Source organism: Sphingoaurantiacus capsulatus (genome assembly GCF_042648405.1).
Lineage (GTDB): Bacteria > Pseudomonadota > Alphaproteobacteria > Sphingomonadales > Sphingomonadaceae > Sphingoaurantiacus > Sphingoaurantiacus capsulatus.
Genome location: NZ_JBHRXV010000005.1, coordinates 1 through 18622, shown reverse-complemented (window position 1 = coordinate 18622; position 18622 = coordinate 1). Strand labels below are relative to the sequence as shown.

Here is an 18622-nt window from a genome sequence, read left to right as displayed (position 1 = left end):
TTAAATCGTGATCAACTTGACCTTCGTCGACCATCAGGGCGCTGAGCGCTCGGTTTCAGTGGAACCCGGCAGCAGCCTGATGACCGCGGCGATCTACAATGACGTCCCGGGTATCGAGGCCGACTGCGGCGGATCATGCGCCTGTGCCACCTGCCACGTTTACATTGACCCGGCGTGGATGGACCGTGTCGGCCCGGCCGCAGGTGACGAGGTCGACATGCTCAGCACTGCAAGCGAGCTTCGCCCCAATTCGCGATTGTCCTGCCAGGTGAAGCTCAGCGAAGCCCTCGACGGGCTGTGCGTCGAAACGCCTGCCTTCCAAGGCTAGGTCCAGCTGAGATCCTGCTTAAGGAACGGCTGCCGCCGCAGCCGTTTTCCGGTCGCCCGGAAGATCGCGTTGCCCACAGCCGGACCGACGGTCCCTACCGGGGGCTCACCGATTTCGCTGTAGCGATCAAGACCGCTCAGGCCGCCGAAGTGCACGCCGATGCGTGGTGAATCGCCGATGCGCATCATCGGATAGGTGTCGAAATTGCCTTCGACCATCCGACCGCCTTCGACGGTCATCTCTTCGTGCAAGGCCATGTTGAGCCCGAAGATCAGCCCGCCTTCGATCAGGTTGGCGACCTCGTTGCGGTTCATTACCCGGCCGGTGTCGAAGGCGGCGTCGACGTTGTGGACGGTGAGCTCGCCAGACTTCGTCACCGACACCTCGCTGATCACCGCGATCGTCGTTCCGAGCATCTTCTGGCCATTTAGTCCCCAGGCGCTGATCGCCAGACCCTGCGCGCGGCCTTTCGGCAGCTTCTTGCCCCACTTCGCCTGCTTCGCGACCTCCTCAAGGCACTTCACCCAGCCCGGGTTGGGGAAGTCGCGGAACAGCTGCAGCCGATATTCGAGCGGATCGATGCCGGCGGCATGCGCGCACTCGTCGATGAACGTCTCCTGCATGAAGGCATAGCTGTTGTAGCCCGGGCCGCGGTACGGGCCGGGCTCGACATGGAACGGCAGCTCGCGCGCGTCGATGCGGACGTTGGGGATCGGCCCCATGAAGTAGGCGGTATCGGCGAAGCGCGGATAGTGACCGCGCGAAGCCTGCCGCGCGACGAACGAGGTCGGCAGGCCGGTCTTTTCGTCGAGCGCAGCGGTCAGCTTGGCGGCAACGACGGGGCGGTATTTGCCCTGCCGCATCATCTCCTCGCGCGACCAGACCACGTGCACCGGCTTGCCCGGGTAGCGCTTGGCGATGGCGACGACCATGCGGGTATCGTCGCTTTCCAGCCGCCGCCCGAAGCCGCCGCCGACCAGCGTCTGATGCGCGAATACCCGCTCGGGCACCATGCCCGATTCGTCGGACGCGACCCAGAAGGCCTGCTGCGTGTTCTGCGCCGGATGCCAGATCTCGACGCGGTCGCGCGTGACCAGCGCGGTGCCGTTAAGCGGCTCGAGCGGCGCCTGGTCGCAATAGGGCGTGACGTAGGTCTGTTCGACGCGCTTTGCCGCGCTGTCGATGCCGGTGACATCGCCCAGGATGTGCTCGGTGCGCGCGCCTTCGTCGCTTTCCAGTGCGGCGATGGCGGCGGCCTGAATCTTCTGCGTACTGTCCCAGGTGGCGCCGGGGCCGTCATCCCATTCCACCGGCAGCGCTTCGAGCGCCTTGCGCGCCTGCCAGTAATGTTCGGCGATCACCGCGACCGCCGCGCGCGGCTGCGTCATTGCATAGCCGTAGGGCGCGTTCGACATCATGGCGACGCCGCGCGGCTCGTCGGGGTCGACGGTAACCACCGCGAGCACGCCGGGCATGCCCTTGATCCTTGCCTCGTCGTAGCTCTTCAGGCGGCCGCCATGGACCGGCGACTGCATCAGCGCGGCGTAGACCATGCCGGGCACGCGGACATCGATGCCATAAATGCCCGAGCCGTTGACGATCTGCGGGATGGTGAGCTTCGACGGATTCGCCTTGCCGAGCAGCTTCCACTGGTCGGGCGTGCGGATCGCGGGCTCGGCCGGCAGCGTGATCTTGCCGGCGTCGGCAGCGACATCGCCATAGGTGAGCTTCCGGCCCGAGGCGGCGTGGGTGAGCGTCGAGTTGGCCGCCACGATATCGCCCGCCGGCACGCCCCAGCGCGCCGCGGCGGCGGCCTTCAGCCGTTCGCGCGCGCTGGCGCCGACCTGCTGCATCGCCTTTGTGCGCTGGCCCATCGTCGACCGCCCGCCGAAGAAGGCGGCGGCGGGATGGATTGGCGAATAGCCGCCGTAGGTCATGTAGTCGCGTGTCGTCGAGGCATAGTCGGTGCGGATCGTCGACCAGTCGCACTCCAGCTCCTCGGCGACCGCCAGGGCGGCCTGCGTCATCGCGCCGTTGCCGATTTCGGGCGTCGCGACGCGGATGGTCACGATGTTGTCGGGCGTGATGACCACCCATGGATTCAGTTCGGTGGCGGCGCTCTTCGTCTGCTCGGCCAGCGCCGGGGTGAGCCCGAGCGCGAAGCCGCCGCCGACCAGCGCGGTGGTGACGAGGAAACGGCGGCGGTCGAGCATGATCGGATCGGTCGACATGGGCGCTCCCTCAGGCCTTCTGCGCCGCGGCGACCTTGTGGATCGCTGCGCGGACGCGCGTGTAGGTGCCGCAGCGGCAGATGTTGTCGACGAAGGTGTTGATGTCCTCGTCGGTCGGCTTGGGTGTGTTCTGCAGCAGGGCGGCGGCGGCCATGAGCATGCCGGCCTGGCAATAGCCGCATTGCGGGACGTTCATCTCGATCCACGCCTTTTGAAGCGGATGCGAGTTGTCGGGCGACAGACCCTCGATGGTGGTGATCGGCACGCCTGCGGCGTCTGCGGCGCTGATCTGGCAGGAGCGCGCGGCCTGACCATCCAGGTGGATGGTGCAGGCGCCGCATTGCCCGATCCCGCAGCCGAACTTCGTCCCGGTATGGCCAAGGTGATCGCGTAGCACCCAGAGCAGCGGCGTCTCGGGATCGACCTCGATCGACTCGTTCTTGCCGTTGATCTTGAAATCAAGCGCCATGCCGTCAGCCCCTCGTAAGCAGAACGGACATGCGGAATCGATTGGCTGGCCGGCTATCTAGCCGGTGCGACACCAACCACTCCTCCCCTGTCCGCCCTTTGTCGGTTCATTGCATTATATCTTTAATAGCAAAGAGGCCAAGCCGCTTTGCCGGTGCTTCGTCGCGCGTGGGCTTCGGCCCGTCCGCGACAGGGTCACGCGCGATCAGTTGCCGGATGTGCGGAGCGTCGGTGCCGTGATGGAATGCCATCACACGCTCTTCAATTTCGCGGTCGGCGACGGTGCCGCGCCCGTAGCGGTGAAGATGATCAGCCCAAGTCGGGCTCTCGAAGCGCTCGATCCATTTTTCCGGATCGGCAAGGTCCTGCAATAGTGTCCAGCGCCGTGCGCCGTCCCGCCGGCGGATTTGGCGGAGTTCTGTCATTGCCGCAAGAAATCCCGGAACGCGCTCTTCGCTGACGTCATATTCGACGAAGAGGATCACCGGCCCCGTCGACGGATCGATCTCGGCGCGTAGTTCGACTTCGGTCCAGGTGCTCGCCGGCTCCAGATTGTCATCGGCGGTCTGCGGCACCCGCCAGCGTGCGCCGAGCAGCATCGTTGCAGCGAGAACGGCACCCGAAAGGCATAGCGATGCCGATAGCGAAACATCTTCGGCAAAGCGGCCCCAGACCCAACTGCCCCCCGCAACCCCGGCGAAAAGGATCATCTGGAAACTTGCGAGGGCCCGGCCTACCACCCAGCGCGGAGCAGCCATCTGCAACGTAACGTTGAGCGTGGCGAGGGTCAGCACCCAGCATAAACCCGAGACGGCGAGCGCCAGCATGGTCAACACCATCCACGGGCTGAACGCGACGACGGCAGCAGAAAGGCCGAAGGCAGCGGCGGCATATTTGACGACCGCGTCGCCAGGCTGGCGGCGCCGGATTTTAGCTAGGCCGAGCGCCCCGACGACCGAGCCGGCGCCGAACGCGCCTAGTAACAGGCCGTAGGTGAAGGGTCCGCCTTGGATAAGTTCGCGCGCGACGAGAGGGAGCAGCGCGTTGATGCTGCTTCCGCCGAACCCGAAGGCGAGGGCGCGCACCAGCATCGCCCGCATTCGCGGCGATAGCCAGACATACCGCAGCCCTGTCTGCATCGCGGGCAAAATGCGCTCGCGAGGCAACAGGTTCGTTGCCACGGGACGCCGCCAAGCGGCGACCACGCCAATGAGACCGAGGTAGCAAAGCGCATTGGTGGCAAATGCGGCTGCAGCACCGCCGATCGTTACAACGGCACCCCCGATCGCCGGACCCAGGCTACGCGCGATGTTGAAGGCGAGGCTGTTGAGCGAAATGGCGGCGGGCAGGTCCTCGCGCGGCACTTGCTCGCTGACCGAAGACTGCCAAGCCGGCAAATAGAGCGCGAGGCAGCAGCCAATGAGGAAAGTCAGCGCCAATAGGAGATTGGCGGTCAACACGCCGGCGACCTGGCAAACCGTCAAGATCACCGAGACGACGAACGTCATCGACAATGCCACGAGCATGACACGCCGACGGTCATAGGTATCGGCAATCGCACCCGCGGCAAGCGCGAAGATGGCAACCGGCAGGCCCGACGCGGTCTGCACCAGCGCGACCATCTCCGCCGATCCCGATAGGGAGGTCATCAGCCAAGCCGCGCCGACGGTCTGGATCAGGCTGCCGAAGCTGGCGGCGACTGCAGCGATCCACATCCCCAGGAATATACGGTGGCGGAAAGGGGCAAAGGTCGTATTCGCCGTGCCGTCAGCCCTGCGCTTCGACTCCAAACCTGCCTCCCGGCCCAGTTGACGAACGGGCTTTTCAATACTCTTTGTTTTGTGTCTTATATAAAACAGTCCTTTCGATCTCGATGCAACCCGAGCTGGGTCGATCGGTGATGGCAGGCGGACGAGGCGACGGAAAGATCGCCCGGTGACAGATTGGGGAGCTCGTTAATGTCCATGCAAGAGACGTCGGCAGCCGGCGTCGCGTTCACCCGTCCCACCGGCTTTCGCGGCCGCATGGCCTTGGCCGCCTTGCTGGCGGGGTCCCCGCTGCTGGCGCTGATGTTCGCCGCTCTCGGGCCGGTGCTGCCGATGATGGCAACGCATTTCGCCGACGGCGACGATGGGACATTCGCCACCCAGATGATCATGACCGTCCCCGCGATTGGTGTGATCATCGGCGGGTTGATGGCTGGCTTCATGGTCGACCGCTTCGGCCCTCGACCTGTTCTCCTTTGGGGGCTCGGCGTCTACGGCGTCGCTGGATCGTCCGGCCTCTATCTCGATACGCTTTGGCCGGTTCTTGCCACGCGAGTTGTCGTCGGACTGGCGATCGCCCATGCAGTGACCTCGGTCGGCGTCATCGTCGGCGGCTGGTTTCAGGGTCTCGCACGCGTGCGCTTCCTGGGATACCAGGCAGCTGTCGCCGGCATCAGCGCGCTGATCTTCCTGATCAGCTCAGGGATTATCGCCGAGCATTTCAGCTGGCGTGCTCCCTTCGCGCTCTATCTGCTTGCCTTTGCCGTGCTTGCGATCTCGGCGGTGGCGATCCGCTCAGAAGAAGTGCCGGCGCGCGAGCGCGACGCGCCCGTTCCTGCCGGTGCCTTCCGACCGCTATTTCCGATCTACGGCGTCGCACTTTTCCTGTTCACCGCCTATTTCATGACCTCTATCCAGCTGTCCTTCCTGCTCGCCGCAGAGAATGTGACCAGCCCATTGACGCGGTCATTCGTTATCGCCGGCGGTGTGCTCGCTGGCGGACTTTGTGGAGGGTCCTACGGCTGGGTCGTGGCGCGAATCGGGAGCCGCGGCGCGCAGATCCTGCTGACGACGCTTCTGGGCAGCGGGCTCATCGTCATCGGGACGGCAGACAGCCTCGCGGTCATCGCCATCGGGGCGATCATGTCGGGGGGCGGTGGCGGCATGATTCCGCCGCACATCGAGAGCCGCCTGCTGGCTACCGCTCGGATCGAGGTGCGTGCGCGAGCGATCAGTTTCATGTTCACAGCGCTTTACGTAGCCGACTTCCTCAACCCGCTCGTGGTGTCGCCAATCCGGTCGGCGTTCGGCATCCATGTCGCCTTCATCGTGATCGGATCGGTGTTGGTGCTTGTCGCCGTGCCGCTGGCGATGCGGAGCCCAAAGATTGCACATCAGCATTGACAAGCTGATATTATAGTCAATTATATTCTATATAAGATAAATAAGGAACAATCGTTCCAGGGACGCCGGCTCACCGGCGTGGGGAGGTCTCTTGAAACGACGCATCCGCGCCGCTGCTGACGTGCGCCCTCGATCCAGAAACGATGCTTGCGGAGCAGCGCGATGACCCAGCTCGAAGGCCATGTGGCTCTCGTGACGGCCGCCGGCGGCGGGATCGGCCAAGCGACGGCCTGGTTGCTCGCCGAACGCGGCGCCGCCGTGATCGCTGTCGACATCGACGAAACCGGACTGGCGGAGACGGCCGCCAAGGCGGCCGGCCGGCTCAGCATCCTGAAAGGCGATGCGACGAAGTGGGACGATGCGCAAGCAGCGGTTGCTGCGGCCAAGCGCGAGTTCGGCAAGCTCACCATCCTTGCCAATGTCGTCGGCGGCAGCCGCCCCGGCCAGACGATCCTCGATATGTCGCCCGAAGATTGGTCACACTGGGTCGATCTGAATCTCACGTCGACCTTTCTCATGTGCAAGGCGGCCATCCCGTTGATGGCAGAGAGCGGCGGCGGGTCGATCGTCAACGTCTCTTCGGGGGCAGGCGTGACCGGCATGATGCGAAATCCGGCCTATGTCGCAGCGAAAGGCGGCGTGATTGCGCTCACGCGCTCGCTCGCCATCGACCATGCCGACCAGCATATCCGCGCCAATTGTGTCGCGCCAGGCCCGATCCTCACCCCGCTGATGGAGCGCAACCGCCGGCCGGAGGAGATCGACTATCTGGCCAAGATGACGCTCGCAGGGCGCATCGGCATGCCTCACGACATCGCGGCGACCATCGCCTTCCTGTCGAGCAAGGACGGGGAATTCATCAACGGCGAACTCATCAACGTCGCCGGCGGCCGCCGCGGCGGCGTCTAGGTTCAGGGAGCGGAATCATGATTTGGGATGCGTATGCGAAATGGCGCGAAATGGCGCCGGCGGTGGAAGCGCCGCGCACGACGCTCGAAGCCAAGATCGACCTCGTCGCCGACAAGCAGTCCATCGTCGAGATGGTCAATGAATATGCCTTCGCCTGCGACAGCCGCAGCTGGGACGTGCTGGAGCGCCTGTACGACGAGAACATCGAGCGGACGATGGCCGGCACGCTGGCCGAACATGTAAAGGGCCGCGAAAATCTCATCAATCTCCACAAGAATCCGGCGCTGCCGCGCGCCGAGGGCGTAGAGATCGAAAAGCGCGACTTCACCAAGATCAAGGGCCTCGAGATCCGGCATCTGATCGGTACGCTGATGACGCGCGTCGCCGACGACAACAAGAAGGCCTGGGCGCTCTGCCATTATCAGATGGCGCTGGTCGGCCAGGAGGATGACGCCTGGATCAGCGGCCTTCACGAAGGCACCTACCTGTTCAGCTTCGCAAAGACCGACACCTGGCGCTTCACCGAACATCTGATCTGGACGAACAACGCCGCCAATCCGATGTTCGGCATCCCGAAGAAAAAGGCCGCCGCCTGATGCGCTTCGCAGGCAAGGTCGCGCTGGTCACCGGCGCCGGCCGCGGGATCGGCTTCGCCACCGCGAACGAGCTGGCGCGCGGCGGCGCCGAGCTCATCATCAACGACATGGATGGCGAGCGGCTCGAAGCCGCCGCGAGCGAGCTGCGCGCGCACGGCGTCAAGGTAACGACGCATGCCGGCAGCGTCACTGACATCGCCTTCGTCGAGACGATGACGACTCACGCCGTCGCCGATCACGGCAAGGTCGACCTGCTGCTCAACAATGTCGGCGGTGGCCCGCCGATGACGCCGTGGGCGGAATTCGCGGCGAGCGACCTCGCGCATTTCCGCGCGATCTTCGAGGTCAATTTCTTCAGCCAGGTGCTCGTGCTGCGCGCGTTGCTGCCCGGCATGATCAAGCGCGGCTACGGCAAGATCGTCTGCGTCAGCTCGATGTCGGCGGTGCTCGGCCAGGAATCGGGCAGCGCCTATGCGTCGGGCAAGATGGCGCTGCACGGGCTCGTCAGTTCGGTCAGCAAGGAAGTCGCGCGCAAGGGCGTGAACATCAACGCCGTGGTGCTCGGCAATCCGCCGCATCCGTCGCGGACGCCCGACCGCCAGGCCTATCTCGATAAGCTCTCGCATTTCGCACGGGTCGGCGATCTCGCCGAATTCGGCCGCGCGATCGCGTTCCTGCTCAGCGACGACGCCTCGTACATTTCGGGCGCCGCCGTGCCGATCGACGGAGGACTGCTGACGCCGCGGCTCAACGAATAGGGCGCCGCGCTATGGCTCGCGACCCGAAAACGGGCCGGGCGAACACCCAGGGGAGGGACATATGACACGCAGCTTCGGTAGCTTCTTGCTGGCGGCCGCCAGCCTGTCTTCGTTGAGTATCGGGTCAGCCGCCATCGCACAGACTGCCGCCGCCGAGGCGGATGCGGCGGTATCCGAAACCAGCGCGCTCGACGAAATCGTCGTCACCGCCCGCCGCCGCGAAGAGCAGCTACAGGACGTGCCGCTCGCCATCCAGGCGTTCAGCGACGACGTGCTGGAGGACCGGCGGATCGAGAACGCCACCGACCTGTCAAAGATTGTACCGGCGCTCACCTCGGCGCAGAGCAGCCGCAACGAAGAGAATTACGTCATCCGCGCCATGTCCGGATCGGGTGCCTCGATCTCGGGCCAGCAGGTGACTGTGCCGACCTACATCGCGCAGGTCCCGCTGCCGATCGGCGACGGCGGCGGCCCGGGCCGCTACTACGACCTTCAGAACATTCAGGTGCTCAAGGGTCCGCAGGGTACGCTGTTCGGCCGCAACTCGACCGGCGGCGCCGTGCTGTTCGAACCGAAGCGGCCGGGCAAGGATTTCGACGGCTACGTCCAGGGCGAGTTCGGCAACTATGGCAATCACGGCCTAGAGGCGGCGCTCAATGTCCCACTGACCGACAGCCTGATGATCCGCGTCGCCGGCAAGGCCAACGACCGTGACGGCTTCACGCAGAACATCACCACCAACCAGGACGAAGACGACCGGCACTACTGGACCGGCCGCTTCTCGCTGCTTTTCGCGCCGACCGATAACTTCGAGAATATCTTCGTCGCAGATACGCTGCATTCGAACACCAACGGCAGTTCCAACCACATCGCGGCGGTTGATCCCAACGCCACCATCCCGCGGCTGTTCGCCGGCGCGGTGCAGGCGCAGCTGGCGCGCCAGCAGGCGCTCGGCCCTTATGTCTCGATCTCCGACACCATCGCCAAGAACGAGCTGAAGGCGAGCGGCTTTTCGAACATCACGACGATCAACCTCAGCGAGAGTATCGCGATCAAGAACATCCTCGGTTATCGCCGGGTGAAGCAGCTCAACCGCTTCGACTTCGACGGTACGCCGCTGACGCTGCTGAACTTCGACATCTGTCAGGGGCCGGCGCAGTGCAACCCGCAGAACCGCGACGAGCCGTGGAGCCTCAACGTCAAGCAATGGTCGGAAGAGCTTCAGCTTCAGGGCTCGGCGCTCGATGACAAGCTGACCTTCACCATCGGCCTGTTCGGGTCGAACACCAGCACGCCCGACGCCAACTATATTCACCAGACGTCGGTGTTCGGCAGCAGCACTGACGTCAACCAGTTCGTCCGCGACCGCAGCCGCGCGATCTACGGCCAGGCGACCTACGACCTTTCGGGGCTCGTCGACGGGCTCGGCATCACCGGCGGTTACCGCAGCACCAAGGACACGCGCGGCCTCACCATCTTCCAGGTGAGCAGCTTCCGTTGCACCACGGGTACCCCGGGAGCGGCGGCGCCGATGCCGGGCAACGCGCCGCAATGCCGTGCCGAGTTCGAATCGAAGGCGACCTCGGACAGCTACACCATCGGCCTCGACTACAAGATCAGCGACGACGCGCTGCTCTACATCGCGCACCGCAAGGGCTACCGCGCCGGCGGCACCAACCCGCTTGCGGGTCCGGCTCTGCTCGCGACGCCGCCGATCCCGAATGCGGCGAGCCTGTTCGTCTATCAGCCCGAAACGCTGAAGGACGTCGAGCTCGGCCTGAAGGCGGACTTCACGGCAGGCGACTGGGAGATGCGCAGCAACATCGCCGTCTACGACCAGAAGCTCAAAGGCGCGCAGCTCAACCAGACCTTCAGCGTCGGCACGCAGACGGTCAGCGCGCTCGTCAATGCATCCGAAGCCAAGGTGAAGGGCATCGAGGCCGAACTGACGATCGCGCCGTCGTCGGCCTTCGACCTGCTGCTCGCCTATGCCTACACCGATGCCAAGTACGGCTCGTTCCTCGACTACAACCGCCGCGATCCGGTGACGCAGATTCCGCAGCGCTTCACCGGCCGCATCATTCCGTTCACGCCGAAGCACAAGTTCAACGTCGGCATGTCGGTCGACCTGCCGGTGCCCGAGAGCGCGGGCGACGTGTCGTTCTCGGCGAACCTTGCGCACAAATCGTCGATCATCCTCGGCCTCGTCCCCTTCCTTGCGGGCAGCAATGCTTTCGATGGTGAGAGCAAGCAGAAGGCGACGACGACCGTTGACGCCAACCTCAATTGGGACAGCATCGGTGGATCGCCGATCGACGCGACCTTCTATGTCACCAATCTGTTCGACGTGACCTACAAGATCGGCGGTGCGTCGCTCATCAACTCCGGGCTGGGCTTCAACCAGCGCATCTACAACGAGCCACGCATGTATGGCGTGACGTTGCGCTACCGCTTCGGCGCCAGCGCGGAATAAGAGCTGACATCTCCGGAGGGCGGCGTCCGCGCGGCGCCGCCCTCTTCATTGAAAGGAGCGACAATGAGCGACATCCAGCGATTCCAGGCCAACCCGCGCATGAGCGGCGCTGTCGCGCACGGCGACCGCGTCTATCTGTCTGGCCAGGTCGCCATCGATGCCGCTGGCGGCACTGTTACCGAGCAGGTGGCAGAAATCCTCAACCGCATCGACGGACTGCTTGCCGACGCCGGCAGCGACAAGTCGCGCATGCTGTCGGTCAACATCTACCTGACCGACGTGACAACGCTGCCCGAACTCAACGCGCTGTGGGACAAGTGGCTGGTGGCGGGTTGCGCACCGTGCCGCACGACGATCGAAACGCGCCTCGCCTCCCCGCGCTATGCCGTCGAGATCGGCGTCGTTGCCGCGCGCTAGGATATGAACTCGATAAGGACGCCGTCCTTGTTGAGTTCAGACCCTAGCCGGCGTCTTTTCGATGGCAAGCGCGAGCCGGCGGATGCCCTCGCGCGCGTCTTCGGCGGGAATCATTGAGAAGCTGAGGCGTAAAGTGTTGCGCTGCGGATCGACCGGATAGAAGGCGCTCCCCGAAATTGTCGACACGCCATGGTCGGTGAGCGCGTGCGTCGCCAGTTCGGCGCCGTCAATGTGCGGCGGAAGCGTGACCCAGATGTAAAGCCCGCCCTCTGGGCGCGTCCATGTCACGCCCTCTGGCATACTGGCGGAAAGGGCATCGAGCATCGAATCGCGCCGCTCACGATAGACCTGACAAGCGGTCGCGACTGCTGCATCCAGATGCTCGCTGACCACGTCGAGCGCGATCATCTGGTTGAGCGCGCTCGTCGCTAGATCGCTAGCCTGCTTGATCAGCGTCAGCTTCCGGATGACGGGCGCCGGGCCGCACATCCAGCCGACGCGCAGCGATGGAGCAATCGTCTTCGACAGGGTGCCCGTATAGAGCACGCGCGACCTGTCGATGTCGCCTGATCGCTCGATATCGAGCGCGAGCACCGACGGGATGGGATCGCCGTCGTAGCGCAGCTTCTCATAGCAGCCGTCCTCGACGATCGACATGTCGAGCGCTTCGGCCATCTCCAACAGTTCGATACGCTCGGCGCGCGTCATGGTGGTGCCGGTGGGATTTCGGAAATCAGGGCCGACATACGCGAATTTGGCGCCATGGGCCGGGCGAGGATCGCCGGCCTTCGGCACCGCGACGTAGGTCGGCTCGTAAGCGTCGAAGGCGCGCAAGGCACCGATGAAGCTTGGCATTTCGACCATGACGGTATCGCCGGCGCCGATCAGGAGCTTGCCGACGAAGTCGAGCCCCTGCTGCGATCCGTTGACGATGAGAATGTTTTCAAGGGCGCAGGGAACGCCGATCGAGGCCATGTAACCGACGATCCACTCGCGGAGTGGCCCGTGCCCTTCGCTGGCCGCATATTGCAGTGCGGTCCTCGCCCGCTGCTGGTCTCCCAGGATAGCGGCGGATGCATCGGCAAAGGCTTGATAAGGGAAGATGGCCGGATCGGGCAGCCCGCCGCCAAGGTGAATCAGCTTCTTCTGTGCCAAAAGCTTCATCCGCTCGCGGATATCCGAGGCGACGACCCGGGACATGCGTGACGCGTACAGGCCATTCCAATCCATCGTCGCTCCCCCAAGGCCGCTTTGGCATAGCTCCCACGCGCGGCGCCGCAAGAGCTTTCTATCTTATATATATTACTAGCTTAACTGGCGCGTCATCAAAAAACCGGCACCTTGGCGTGGCCGCACGGCTTCTTGTACATATCTTTATCTTTGATAGATTACTTATCAAAGCTTGCACCCAGCGGGGTAGTTGGCTCGGGGGGAATGTCGAGTGAGGCACCAACGAACTTCGCGCGGCAGCTGGGCCGGCTGGCCAATCCTCCTACTGGCAATGCTACTGCTTCCTGCGGGCCTGTGGTTGGCGATCGGTGGCACCCAGCTGATTTCGCTCGGCGGCAGCCCCTACTATCTAATCGCCGGATCAGCGCTGCTGGTGACTGCAGCGCTGCTTGCGCGGGGTCGCCGGGCCGCCGTCTGGCTATACGTCGCGATCGTTGTTGCGACGGCGGCTTGGACCTTCGCGGAGGTTCAAGTCCAGCGTTGGGGGGTGCTCGCACGGCTCGGCGGGCCGTTGATCTTGTTGGCGCTGCTTCTCGCCATCGCGCCGGGATTGCGCGCAGCGGCACGGGAACCGCGTATCCCGGCCTTGGCCTTCCGGCTGGGCGCACTGGTCAGCCTGTGCATCCCGCTGGCGCTTATGTTCGCGCCCGTTGCAGAGCCGACGCTCCGCGCATCGCTTCCGGCGGCGACCGCGTCGGCGAACCGCTTCAGCGACTGGCCTAGCTACGGTGGGAACGACGGCGGTCAGCGCTACAGCGGATTGTCGCAGATCGACGCCGGCAACGTTGCCGCGCTCGAACCGGCCTGGACGTTCCGCACCGGCGGGCTCGACAACCTCGGTCACAACAGCCGCGTGACCGCCACGCCGATCAAGATCGGCAACATGCTCTATGTCTGCACGCCGCTCAATGTCGTGATCGCGATCGACGCGACGACCGGACGCGAACGCTGGCGATTCGATCCACAGGTCGACGCGGGCACCACATTCTCGATCGTATGCCGCGGCGTCTCGTTCGCCCGCAGCGCATCCGCCATCGGCCCCTGTTCCGAGCGCATTCTGTTTGGCACGCTGGACGCTCGCCTATTCGCGCTTGACGCGCGAACGGGTCAACGCTGCGCGGGGTTTGGCGAGAACGGTGCGGTAAATCTTCTCCCCGGCATCAACGATCGCCGCGACGGCTATTATTATGTCACCTCGCCACCGACGATCGTCGGCAGAGCAGCGATCATCGGCGGCTACATCATCGACAATCAGCGCGTTTCGGCGCCGCGCGGCGTCGTCCGCGCTTTCGATACGAAAAGCGGCGCGCTTCTCTGGGCGTGGGATGCGGGGCGGCCCGGCGGAGCGCCCCTCGCCGAGGGTGAGTTTTATTCGGCAGGCAACCCCAACGCATGGGCGGTGTTCTCCGCCGATCCGACGCTTGGCCTGGTTTATGTACCGACGGGCAACAGCTCACCCGATTTCTACGGCGTCCTGCGAACGCCGGCGGCGGAAAGATATTCGACCTCGATTGTCGCGCTCGACGCATCGACGGGGCAATTGCGCTGGTCGTTCCAGGCGGTGCATCACGACCTGTGGGACTACGACATGCCGGCCCAGCCGACATTGATCGACCTGCCGGGTGCCACGGGGCCAATCCCGGCCCTGTTGGCGCCCGCGAAGACCGGCGAGATTTTCATGCTCGATCGGCGAACCGGCAAGCCCGTCGCTGCCGTGACCGAACGTGCCGTTCCGCAGGGTAGCGTCCCCGGCGAACGTCTTTCTCCTACGCAGCCGGTCTCGTCGCTGCCGTCGTTTGCACCCCCGACACTGCGTGAAGCCGATCTGTGGGGGGCAACGCCGCTCGACATGCTGGCCTGTCGCATTCGCTTCCGTAGCGTTCGCTACGAGGGGGCGTTTACGCCACTCACCGAGCGCGAGACGATGATGACCCCGGGCACCTTCGGTACGCTCAACTGGGGCGGCGTCTCGGTCGACGCGCCCCGCGGCGTGATGATCGTCAACTCCTCAGCCATGCCTTTTGTCGGCCGGCTGGTGCCACGCCCCGAGGCCGATGCGCGCGGCGCCGCGCCCTACGGCGAGACACCCCGCATCAAGCCCGCCGACGGCGTTCGTCCGCCGATGGCGCAACAGGGAACGCCTTATGGGCTCGAACTGGCCCCCTTTCTCTCTCCCATCGGCCTCCCGTGCCAGGCGCCCCCTTGGGGAATGCTGACCGCCGTCGACATCAAATCGCGTACGCGGCTGTGGGAGCGCCCCTTTGGCACAAGCAAGGGCCTGGCGCCCCTGGGCCTTGCACTGCCGGTCGGCATCTTCAACCTGGGCGGATCGATCACGACCGCGGGCGGCATCATCTTCATCGGCGCGACCACCGACGGTTCGTTCCGCGCGTTTGAAACGGCGTCGGGCCGCGAACTGTGGCGCAGCGAACTTCCGGCGGGCGGCCAGGCGACACCGATGACCTATCTTGGGCAAGATGGCCGCCAATATGTGGTGATCTTTGCCGGCGGCCATGGCTCGCTGCGGACGAAGCGTGGTGATCATCTGGTCGCCTTCGCGCTCCCCCGCGGCGAGGAGCATCGGCGCCTATGAGTTGGGGACCTGGGACGCTATCATGACAGTGCCCGACGCCGCAGTGGAAGTTGCGATCCGATCGGTCGTCGACCGCTACTTCTTCGCCGCCGACACCGGCGACGCCGGATTGATGCTTTCGTGCTTCGCTGCGCCGTTCCGGTTCGAGCTGCGCCTGAATCCAACGATCGTTCTGACCACTCCGGATGCGTTGCGCCGCATGCTCCGCGGGTTCGAGGCGCCGACCGCAAGCAATCACGGCGCGAGCAACATCGCCGTGACGATGACTGCGGCCGGCGCGACCTCGATCACCCATGCGACGGCACAGCTCTACATGAAGAAAACCGGCAAGGTGCTGGTTCGCGGCCTGCGTTACAGCGACCGCTGGGTGCGTGTCGGCGACGATTGGCGCATCGCCGAGCGGCTGCACGAGCCGCGCTGGCAGTATGACGCGCCGGCGACCGAGCCCGCCGTAGCCTTGCGATGAGGGGTGGGATGCGGGTCTCGAAACGCGCGATGATGGTCGGCGGATTGGCCTGCGCCGTCCTTCCACGGGGGGCATCCCTCGCAGCGCGCCGCGATAGCGATCCGATAAGCGCTTACCTCCCTGGCCTCGAGGTGCTGACAAATGATGGTCAACCCATGAGCGTAGCCGAGCTCTTCGGCTCCCCAGGTTTCGACCCTGCGGTTCGAGACTTCCTGATGGCCGAGTTGCACAAACTGGCGGCAACGCCTTTCGGCGCGGCTGGTCTGCCTGGCCTGCCGGACGACAGGGGCTGGACCTATGTTCCCATTATAACCGACGATGGCTATGCGCAGCGGAACTAGGCGCGCGCCATCACGCCCCGCCAGCCGCAAGGAGCAGGCGATGGACGCGGCCAGCGTCGACGTGCGCGACAAGAGCGACATTTCGCGTGCGGCGATTACGTTTCGCGACAGCGTGGAGCGGCTGTGCGACGTCCGCATCATCGTCTCGCACAATATCGCCACCCGGCGACCGATGGTCGATGAGAACGGTGCTGTGCTTGCCGCGACGATCTTCGGCTTCGTCGAGCGCGAGGAGCGCTGGTGGAACAATGGCCAACTAGCGCTGCAATCGCCGTTGGCGCGTGCCTGCCGATACGAGAGCCAGCCGTTCTGGGCTGATGAACGAGGTTTCCGGACCCTCTATCCGAACCAGTGTCTCGATGCGATCGACCTGACGCAATTCGAGCGCAGGGCCTTCGTGGCGGCGGCGATCGTTGTGCCGGTGCATCTGCCCTTTGGGCAGATCGCTATGGCCGCCTTCGCGCCGCGCAAAAACACGAGCATGGACTTGGGCGAGGTCTTCCACGAGCGCGCCGAGGCGTTGATGCTGCTGACTCAACGTTTCGTGACCAGCTATGTGCAGGCGACCCGCCGCCGCGTCTCGCTGCCGTTGAACTGCAGCCTGACGCGGCGGGAGACGGAGTGTCTGAACTGGGCGTCCCTGGGGAAAACCGACCGGGAAATTTGCGAGATCATTGGGCGAAGCCACACGACGGTCAGGTTCCACCTCCGCAATGCTGCGGAAAAGCTAAATGCCGTGAACCGCAGCCAGTCGATCTTCAAGGCCGGCCAGTTGGGTTACCTCAGCAGGACCCAGTAAGGCCCGACCGTTTCAGGCTGGCTGGTCACTCAACAAAACTCCCCCGCAGCGACCGCGCCGCTATCCGGTCACACGTCGGTAACGCTGCTGAGGCGGCGTTTCGCGCAGGCAATCGACAGCAGGATCGCGGGCACGCCCAGAAACGCCGTGATGACGAAATAGATGGCGTAGGCCTCCATCAACGCAAAGCTGGTTCCGAGCCATTCGACCGCGGTGCCCGAAAAGCCCCGGATAAACTTCCCGAACATGGATTGGACGCTGGAGAGCAATGCGAACTGTGTCGCGGCAAAGCCGATCCCGACCAGCGCCGACATATAGGCGACGCTGGCCGCCCCGGCGAAACCCGTGGCAAGATTCTCAATCAACACGACCACGCCGACCACTTCGAAGCTGGGCCCTCCCGGCCACAGGCAGAGCGCGACGTAGGTGAAGTTGGTCAGTGGCGCGACGATCGAGCCGACGACCAGGGTACGTTCGAGTCCCCAACGCACGGCTAAGAGCCCGCCGAGCGCAACGCCACCTACCGTTCCGACCATTCCGAAGGTGCCCCGAATGGTGCCGATCTGTGCCGTGGGCAGGCCAAGGTCGACATAGAAAGGCGCCATCATTGGCACCATCAACATGTCGGTCAGCCGATAGAGCCCCACCATCGCGAGGATCAGCGTGGCCGCCTTTCCGTGAACGCGGAAGAAAGTGAGGAACGGTTCGACGAAGGCGTTGGTGATGCGCGCGAAAAGCCCGCGGCCGGCAATCGCCGCGTCGGCAGCCACGGCGGCGGCGACGCGCAACGCCGGCTCTTTGGCAAGCAGCGCGCCAGCGAGGCCGACGCTCATGGCGAAGCCGAGACTGATGTAGGACAGCGGCCAGCCGATGAAAGCGGCGGCGATCAGAATCAGCGCGTCGGAGACGACGAATGCTACGCGGTGGCCGATCTGGAATACTGCGGCAAGCAAAGCGAGGTCAGACCTGCTCTCCGCAGTCTCGATCCGCCAGGCGGAGATCGAGATGTCTTGCACCGTCGAGGCGAAGGCGGTGAGGACGGCGAAGGCAGCGAATATCGCGAGGTCGGCGGTAGGTCCTGCCACGCCCATGCCGATCAGCCCGGTAGATACGGCGATCTGCGCCAGTACGATCCACCCGCGGCGGCGGCCAAGCAATCGGTGTAGAAAAGGTGGATCGACCTGATCCACCATCGGTGCCCATAGCACTTTGAACGAATAGACCATGCCCACCCATGAGATGAAGCCGATGGTCGCGAGCGCGATCCCCTCCTGACGCAGCCAATAGCCGAGCGTCAGGCTCGTCAACAGATAAGGGAGTCCCGAGCCGAAGCCGAGCAGTGCCACCGCGAGCATACGCGGTTGGCGGAGGGCGATGAAGATTTCAGCCCAGCTTGGCGCGCGCGGCTGCGCCAGCATGGCACCGGCTGGCCCAGTTTCGGTTGCCATATGCGGACGTACCCCTCCCCAGACACGCCAATTCGGCGCGCGTTATCTTTAATAAGATACATAGATATCTTGTAAACACGAGCTATGGGCAGTGAAATTGATCGCCCATCGCTGCTTGGGCTCTCACACCGAACAGCGCCGAGCGATTTTCTCAAGCCTTTTCCGCGCCAGCTCAGGTGATTTCGCGCTGCTATCTGTCTGGTGCGGACTTGTCGCGCTCGCGCACAGCATCTGCTCGCCAACGGATGCTCAGGCCATGAGGCTCCACCACTCAGCAAGCGATGCTACGCCCTCCCGATATTCAGTAGCCGCGAGGTCTGAGGGTGCTGTCAGTCTAGGGTCAGGACCTGTTAAATCGGTTGAATATTGGGTTTGAGGTTGATTCATTGGCGGCG

16 protein-coding genes are annotated in these 18622 nt (G+C 64.4%); 11 read left to right on the top strand and 5 right to left on the bottom strand.

All coding sequences use genetic code 11. The features are described 5' to 3' along the window. The first annotated feature begins 7 nt into the window (after nt 1–7). The gene (locus ACFOMD_RS08200) at nt 8–328 is read left to right on the top strand and encodes a 2Fe-2S iron-sulfur cluster-binding protein (RefSeq protein WP_380859657.1); all 321 of its coding nucleotides are present in this window, start codon (nt 8–10) and stop codon (nt 326–328) included. Here the strand turns inward: ACFOMD_RS08200 and ACFOMD_RS08195 are convergent. The 3 genes from ACFOMD_RS08195 to ACFOMD_RS08185 form a co-directional block, all read right to left on the bottom strand. Beyond that, nucleotides 325–2559 (bottom strand): xanthine dehydrogenase family protein molybdopterin-binding subunit, encoded by a 2235-nt coding sequence (locus ACFOMD_RS08195; RefSeq protein ID WP_380859654.1) that lies wholly within the window; start codon nt 2557–2559, stop codon nt 325–327. The genes ACFOMD_RS08200 and ACFOMD_RS08195 overlap by 4 nt on opposite strands. A gap of 10 nt (nt 2560–2569) precedes the next feature. After that, on the bottom strand, nt 2570–3028 hold the full coding sequence (locus ACFOMD_RS08190; protein ID WP_380859651.1) for a (2Fe-2S)-binding protein: 459 nt from the start codon (nt 3026–3028) through the stop codon (nt 2570–2572). Nucleotides 3029–3134: 106 nt separating this feature from the next. Then, on the bottom strand, nt 3135–4817 hold the full coding sequence (locus tag ACFOMD_RS08185) for an MFS transporter (protein ID WP_380859648.1): 1683 nt from the start codon (nt 4815–4817) through the stop codon (nt 3135–3137). A 168-nt stretch (nt 4818–4985) separates the two neighbouring features. Here ACFOMD_RS08185 and ACFOMD_RS08180 point away from each other — a divergent pair, with 168 nt between their 5' ends. The 6 genes from ACFOMD_RS08180 to ACFOMD_RS08155 all read left to right on the top strand — a co-directional run bounded on the left by ACFOMD_RS08180 (nt 4986) and on the right by ACFOMD_RS08155 (nt 11350). Beyond that, complete coding sequence (locus tag ACFOMD_RS08180; RefSeq protein ID WP_380859645.1) at nt 4986–6197, top strand: MFS transporter; 1212 nt, start codon at nt 4986–4988, stop codon at nt 6195–6197. A gap of 162 nt (nt 6198–6359) precedes the next feature. Further along, the gene (locus ACFOMD_RS08175) at nt 6360–7106 is read left to right on the top strand and encodes an SDR family NAD(P)-dependent oxidoreductase (RefSeq protein ID WP_380859642.1); all 747 of its coding nucleotides are present in this window, start codon (nt 6360–6362) and stop codon (nt 7104–7106) included. 17 nt (nt 7107–7123) lie between these two features. Further along, nucleotides 7124–7702, top strand: a complete 579-nt coding sequence (locus ACFOMD_RS08170; protein WP_380859639.1) for a nuclear transport factor 2 family protein — start codon at nt 7124–7126, stop codon at nt 7700–7702. Further along, on the top strand, nt 7702–8460 hold the full coding sequence (locus ACFOMD_RS08165) for an SDR family NAD(P)-dependent oxidoreductase (protein ID WP_380859636.1): 759 nt from the start codon (nt 7702–7704) through the stop codon (nt 8458–8460). The genes ACFOMD_RS08170 and ACFOMD_RS08165 overlap by 1 nt, the downstream gene beginning before the upstream one ends. A 112-nt stretch (nt 8461–8572) precedes the next feature. Next, a complete protein-coding gene (locus ACFOMD_RS08160) occupies nt 8573–10933 on the top strand; it encodes a TonB-dependent receptor (protein ID WP_380859633.1) in 2361 nt (786 codons plus the stop codon). 63 nt (nt 10934–10996) lie between these two features. Next, entirely contained in the window at nt 10997–11350 is a 354-nt protein-coding gene (locus ACFOMD_RS08155; RefSeq protein WP_380859630.1) for a RidA family protein, read from the top strand. Nucleotides 11351–11386: 36 nt separating this feature from the next. Here the strand turns inward: ACFOMD_RS08155 and ACFOMD_RS08150 are convergent, their stop codons facing one another. After that, nucleotides 11387–12580: an aminotransferase-like domain-containing protein gene (locus tag ACFOMD_RS08150; RefSeq protein ID WP_380859627.1), complete on the bottom strand. Its 1194-nt coding sequence runs from the start codon at nt 12578–12580 to the stop codon at nt 11387–11389. Nucleotides 12581–12851: 271 nt separating this feature from the next. Here ACFOMD_RS08150 and ACFOMD_RS08145 point away from each other — a divergent pair, with 271 nt between their 5' ends. The 4 genes from ACFOMD_RS08145 to ACFOMD_RS08130 all read left to right on the top strand — a co-directional run bounded on the left by ACFOMD_RS08145 (nt 12852) and on the right by ACFOMD_RS08130 (nt 16779). Next, entirely contained in the window at nt 12852–15173 is a 2322-nt protein-coding gene (locus ACFOMD_RS08145) for a membrane-bound PQQ-dependent dehydrogenase, glucose/quinate/shikimate family (protein WP_380859624.1), read from the top strand. A gap of 22 nt (nt 15174–15195) precedes the next feature. Further along, a complete protein-coding gene (locus ACFOMD_RS08140) occupies nt 15196–15639 on the top strand; it encodes a nuclear transport factor 2 family protein (RefSeq protein WP_380859621.1) in 444 nt (147 codons plus the stop codon). Between the two features lie 155 nt (nt 15640–15794). Next, complete coding sequence (locus ACFOMD_RS08135; protein ID WP_380859619.1) at nt 15795–15980, top strand: hypothetical protein; 186 nt, start codon at nt 15795–15797, stop codon at nt 15978–15980. Nucleotides 15981–16020: 40 nt separating this feature from the next. Further along, a complete protein-coding gene (locus tag ACFOMD_RS08130) occupies nt 16021–16779 on the top strand; it encodes a helix-turn-helix transcriptional regulator (RefSeq protein WP_380859616.1) in 759 nt (252 codons plus the stop codon). A 68-nt stretch (nt 16780–16847) separates the two neighbouring features. On the opposite strand, the gene ACFOMD_RS08125 is transcribed toward ACFOMD_RS08130, so the two are convergent. Next, nucleotides 16848–18197, bottom strand: a complete 1350-nt coding sequence (locus ACFOMD_RS08125; protein ID WP_380859613.1) for an AmpG family muropeptide MFS transporter — start codon at nt 18195–18197, stop codon at nt 16848–16850. Between the last annotated feature and the right edge of the window lie 425 nt (nt 18198–18622).

Coding starts and splice junctions, on each gene's coding strand:
- ACFOMD_RS08195 (WP_380859654.1), bottom strand. CDS start 2,559: ATGTCGACCGATCCGATCATGCTCGACCGCCGCCGTTTCCTCGTCACC.
- ACFOMD_RS08190 (WP_380859651.1), bottom strand. CDS start 3,028: ATGGCGCTTGATTTCAAGATCAACGGCAAGAACGAGTCGATCGAGGTC.
- ACFOMD_RS08180 (WP_380859645.1), top strand. CDS start 4,986: ATGTCCATGCAAGAGACGTCGGCAGCCGGCGTCGCGTTCACCCGTCCC.
- ACFOMD_RS08175 (WP_380859642.1), top strand. CDS start 6,360: ATGACCCAGCTCGAAGGCCATGTGGCTCTCGTGACGGCCGCCGGCGGC.
- ACFOMD_RS08170 (WP_380859639.1), top strand. CDS start 7,124: ATGATTTGGGATGCGTATGCGAAATGGCGCGAAATGGCGCCGGCGGTG.
- ACFOMD_RS08165 (WP_380859636.1), top strand. CDS start 7,702: ATGCGCTTCGCAGGCAAGGTCGCGCTGGTCACCGGCGCCGGCCGCGGG.
- ACFOMD_RS08155 (WP_380859630.1), top strand. CDS start 10,997: ATGAGCGACATCCAGCGATTCCAGGCCAACCCGCGCATGAGCGGCGCT.
- ACFOMD_RS08150 (WP_380859627.1), bottom strand. CDS start 12,580: ATGGATTGGAATGGCCTGTACGCGTCACGCATGTCCCGGGTCGTCGCC.
- ACFOMD_RS08145 (WP_380859624.1), top strand. CDS start 12,852: ATGCTACTGCTTCCTGCGGGCCTGTGGTTGGCGATCGGTGGCACCCAG.
- ACFOMD_RS08140 (WP_380859621.1), top strand. CDS start 15,196: ATGACAGTGCCCGACGCCGCAGTGGAAGTTGCGATCCGATCGGTCGTC.
- ACFOMD_RS08135 (WP_380859619.1), top strand. CDS start 15,795: ATGAGCGTAGCCGAGCTCTTCGGCTCCCCAGGTTTCGACCCTGCGGTT.
- ACFOMD_RS08130 (WP_380859616.1), top strand. CDS start 16,021: ATGGACGCGGCCAGCGTCGACGTGCGCGACAAGAGCGACATTTCGCGT.
- ACFOMD_RS08125 (WP_380859613.1), bottom strand. CDS start 18,197: ATGCTGGCGCAGCCGCGCGCGCCAAGCTGGGCTGAAATCTTCATCGCC.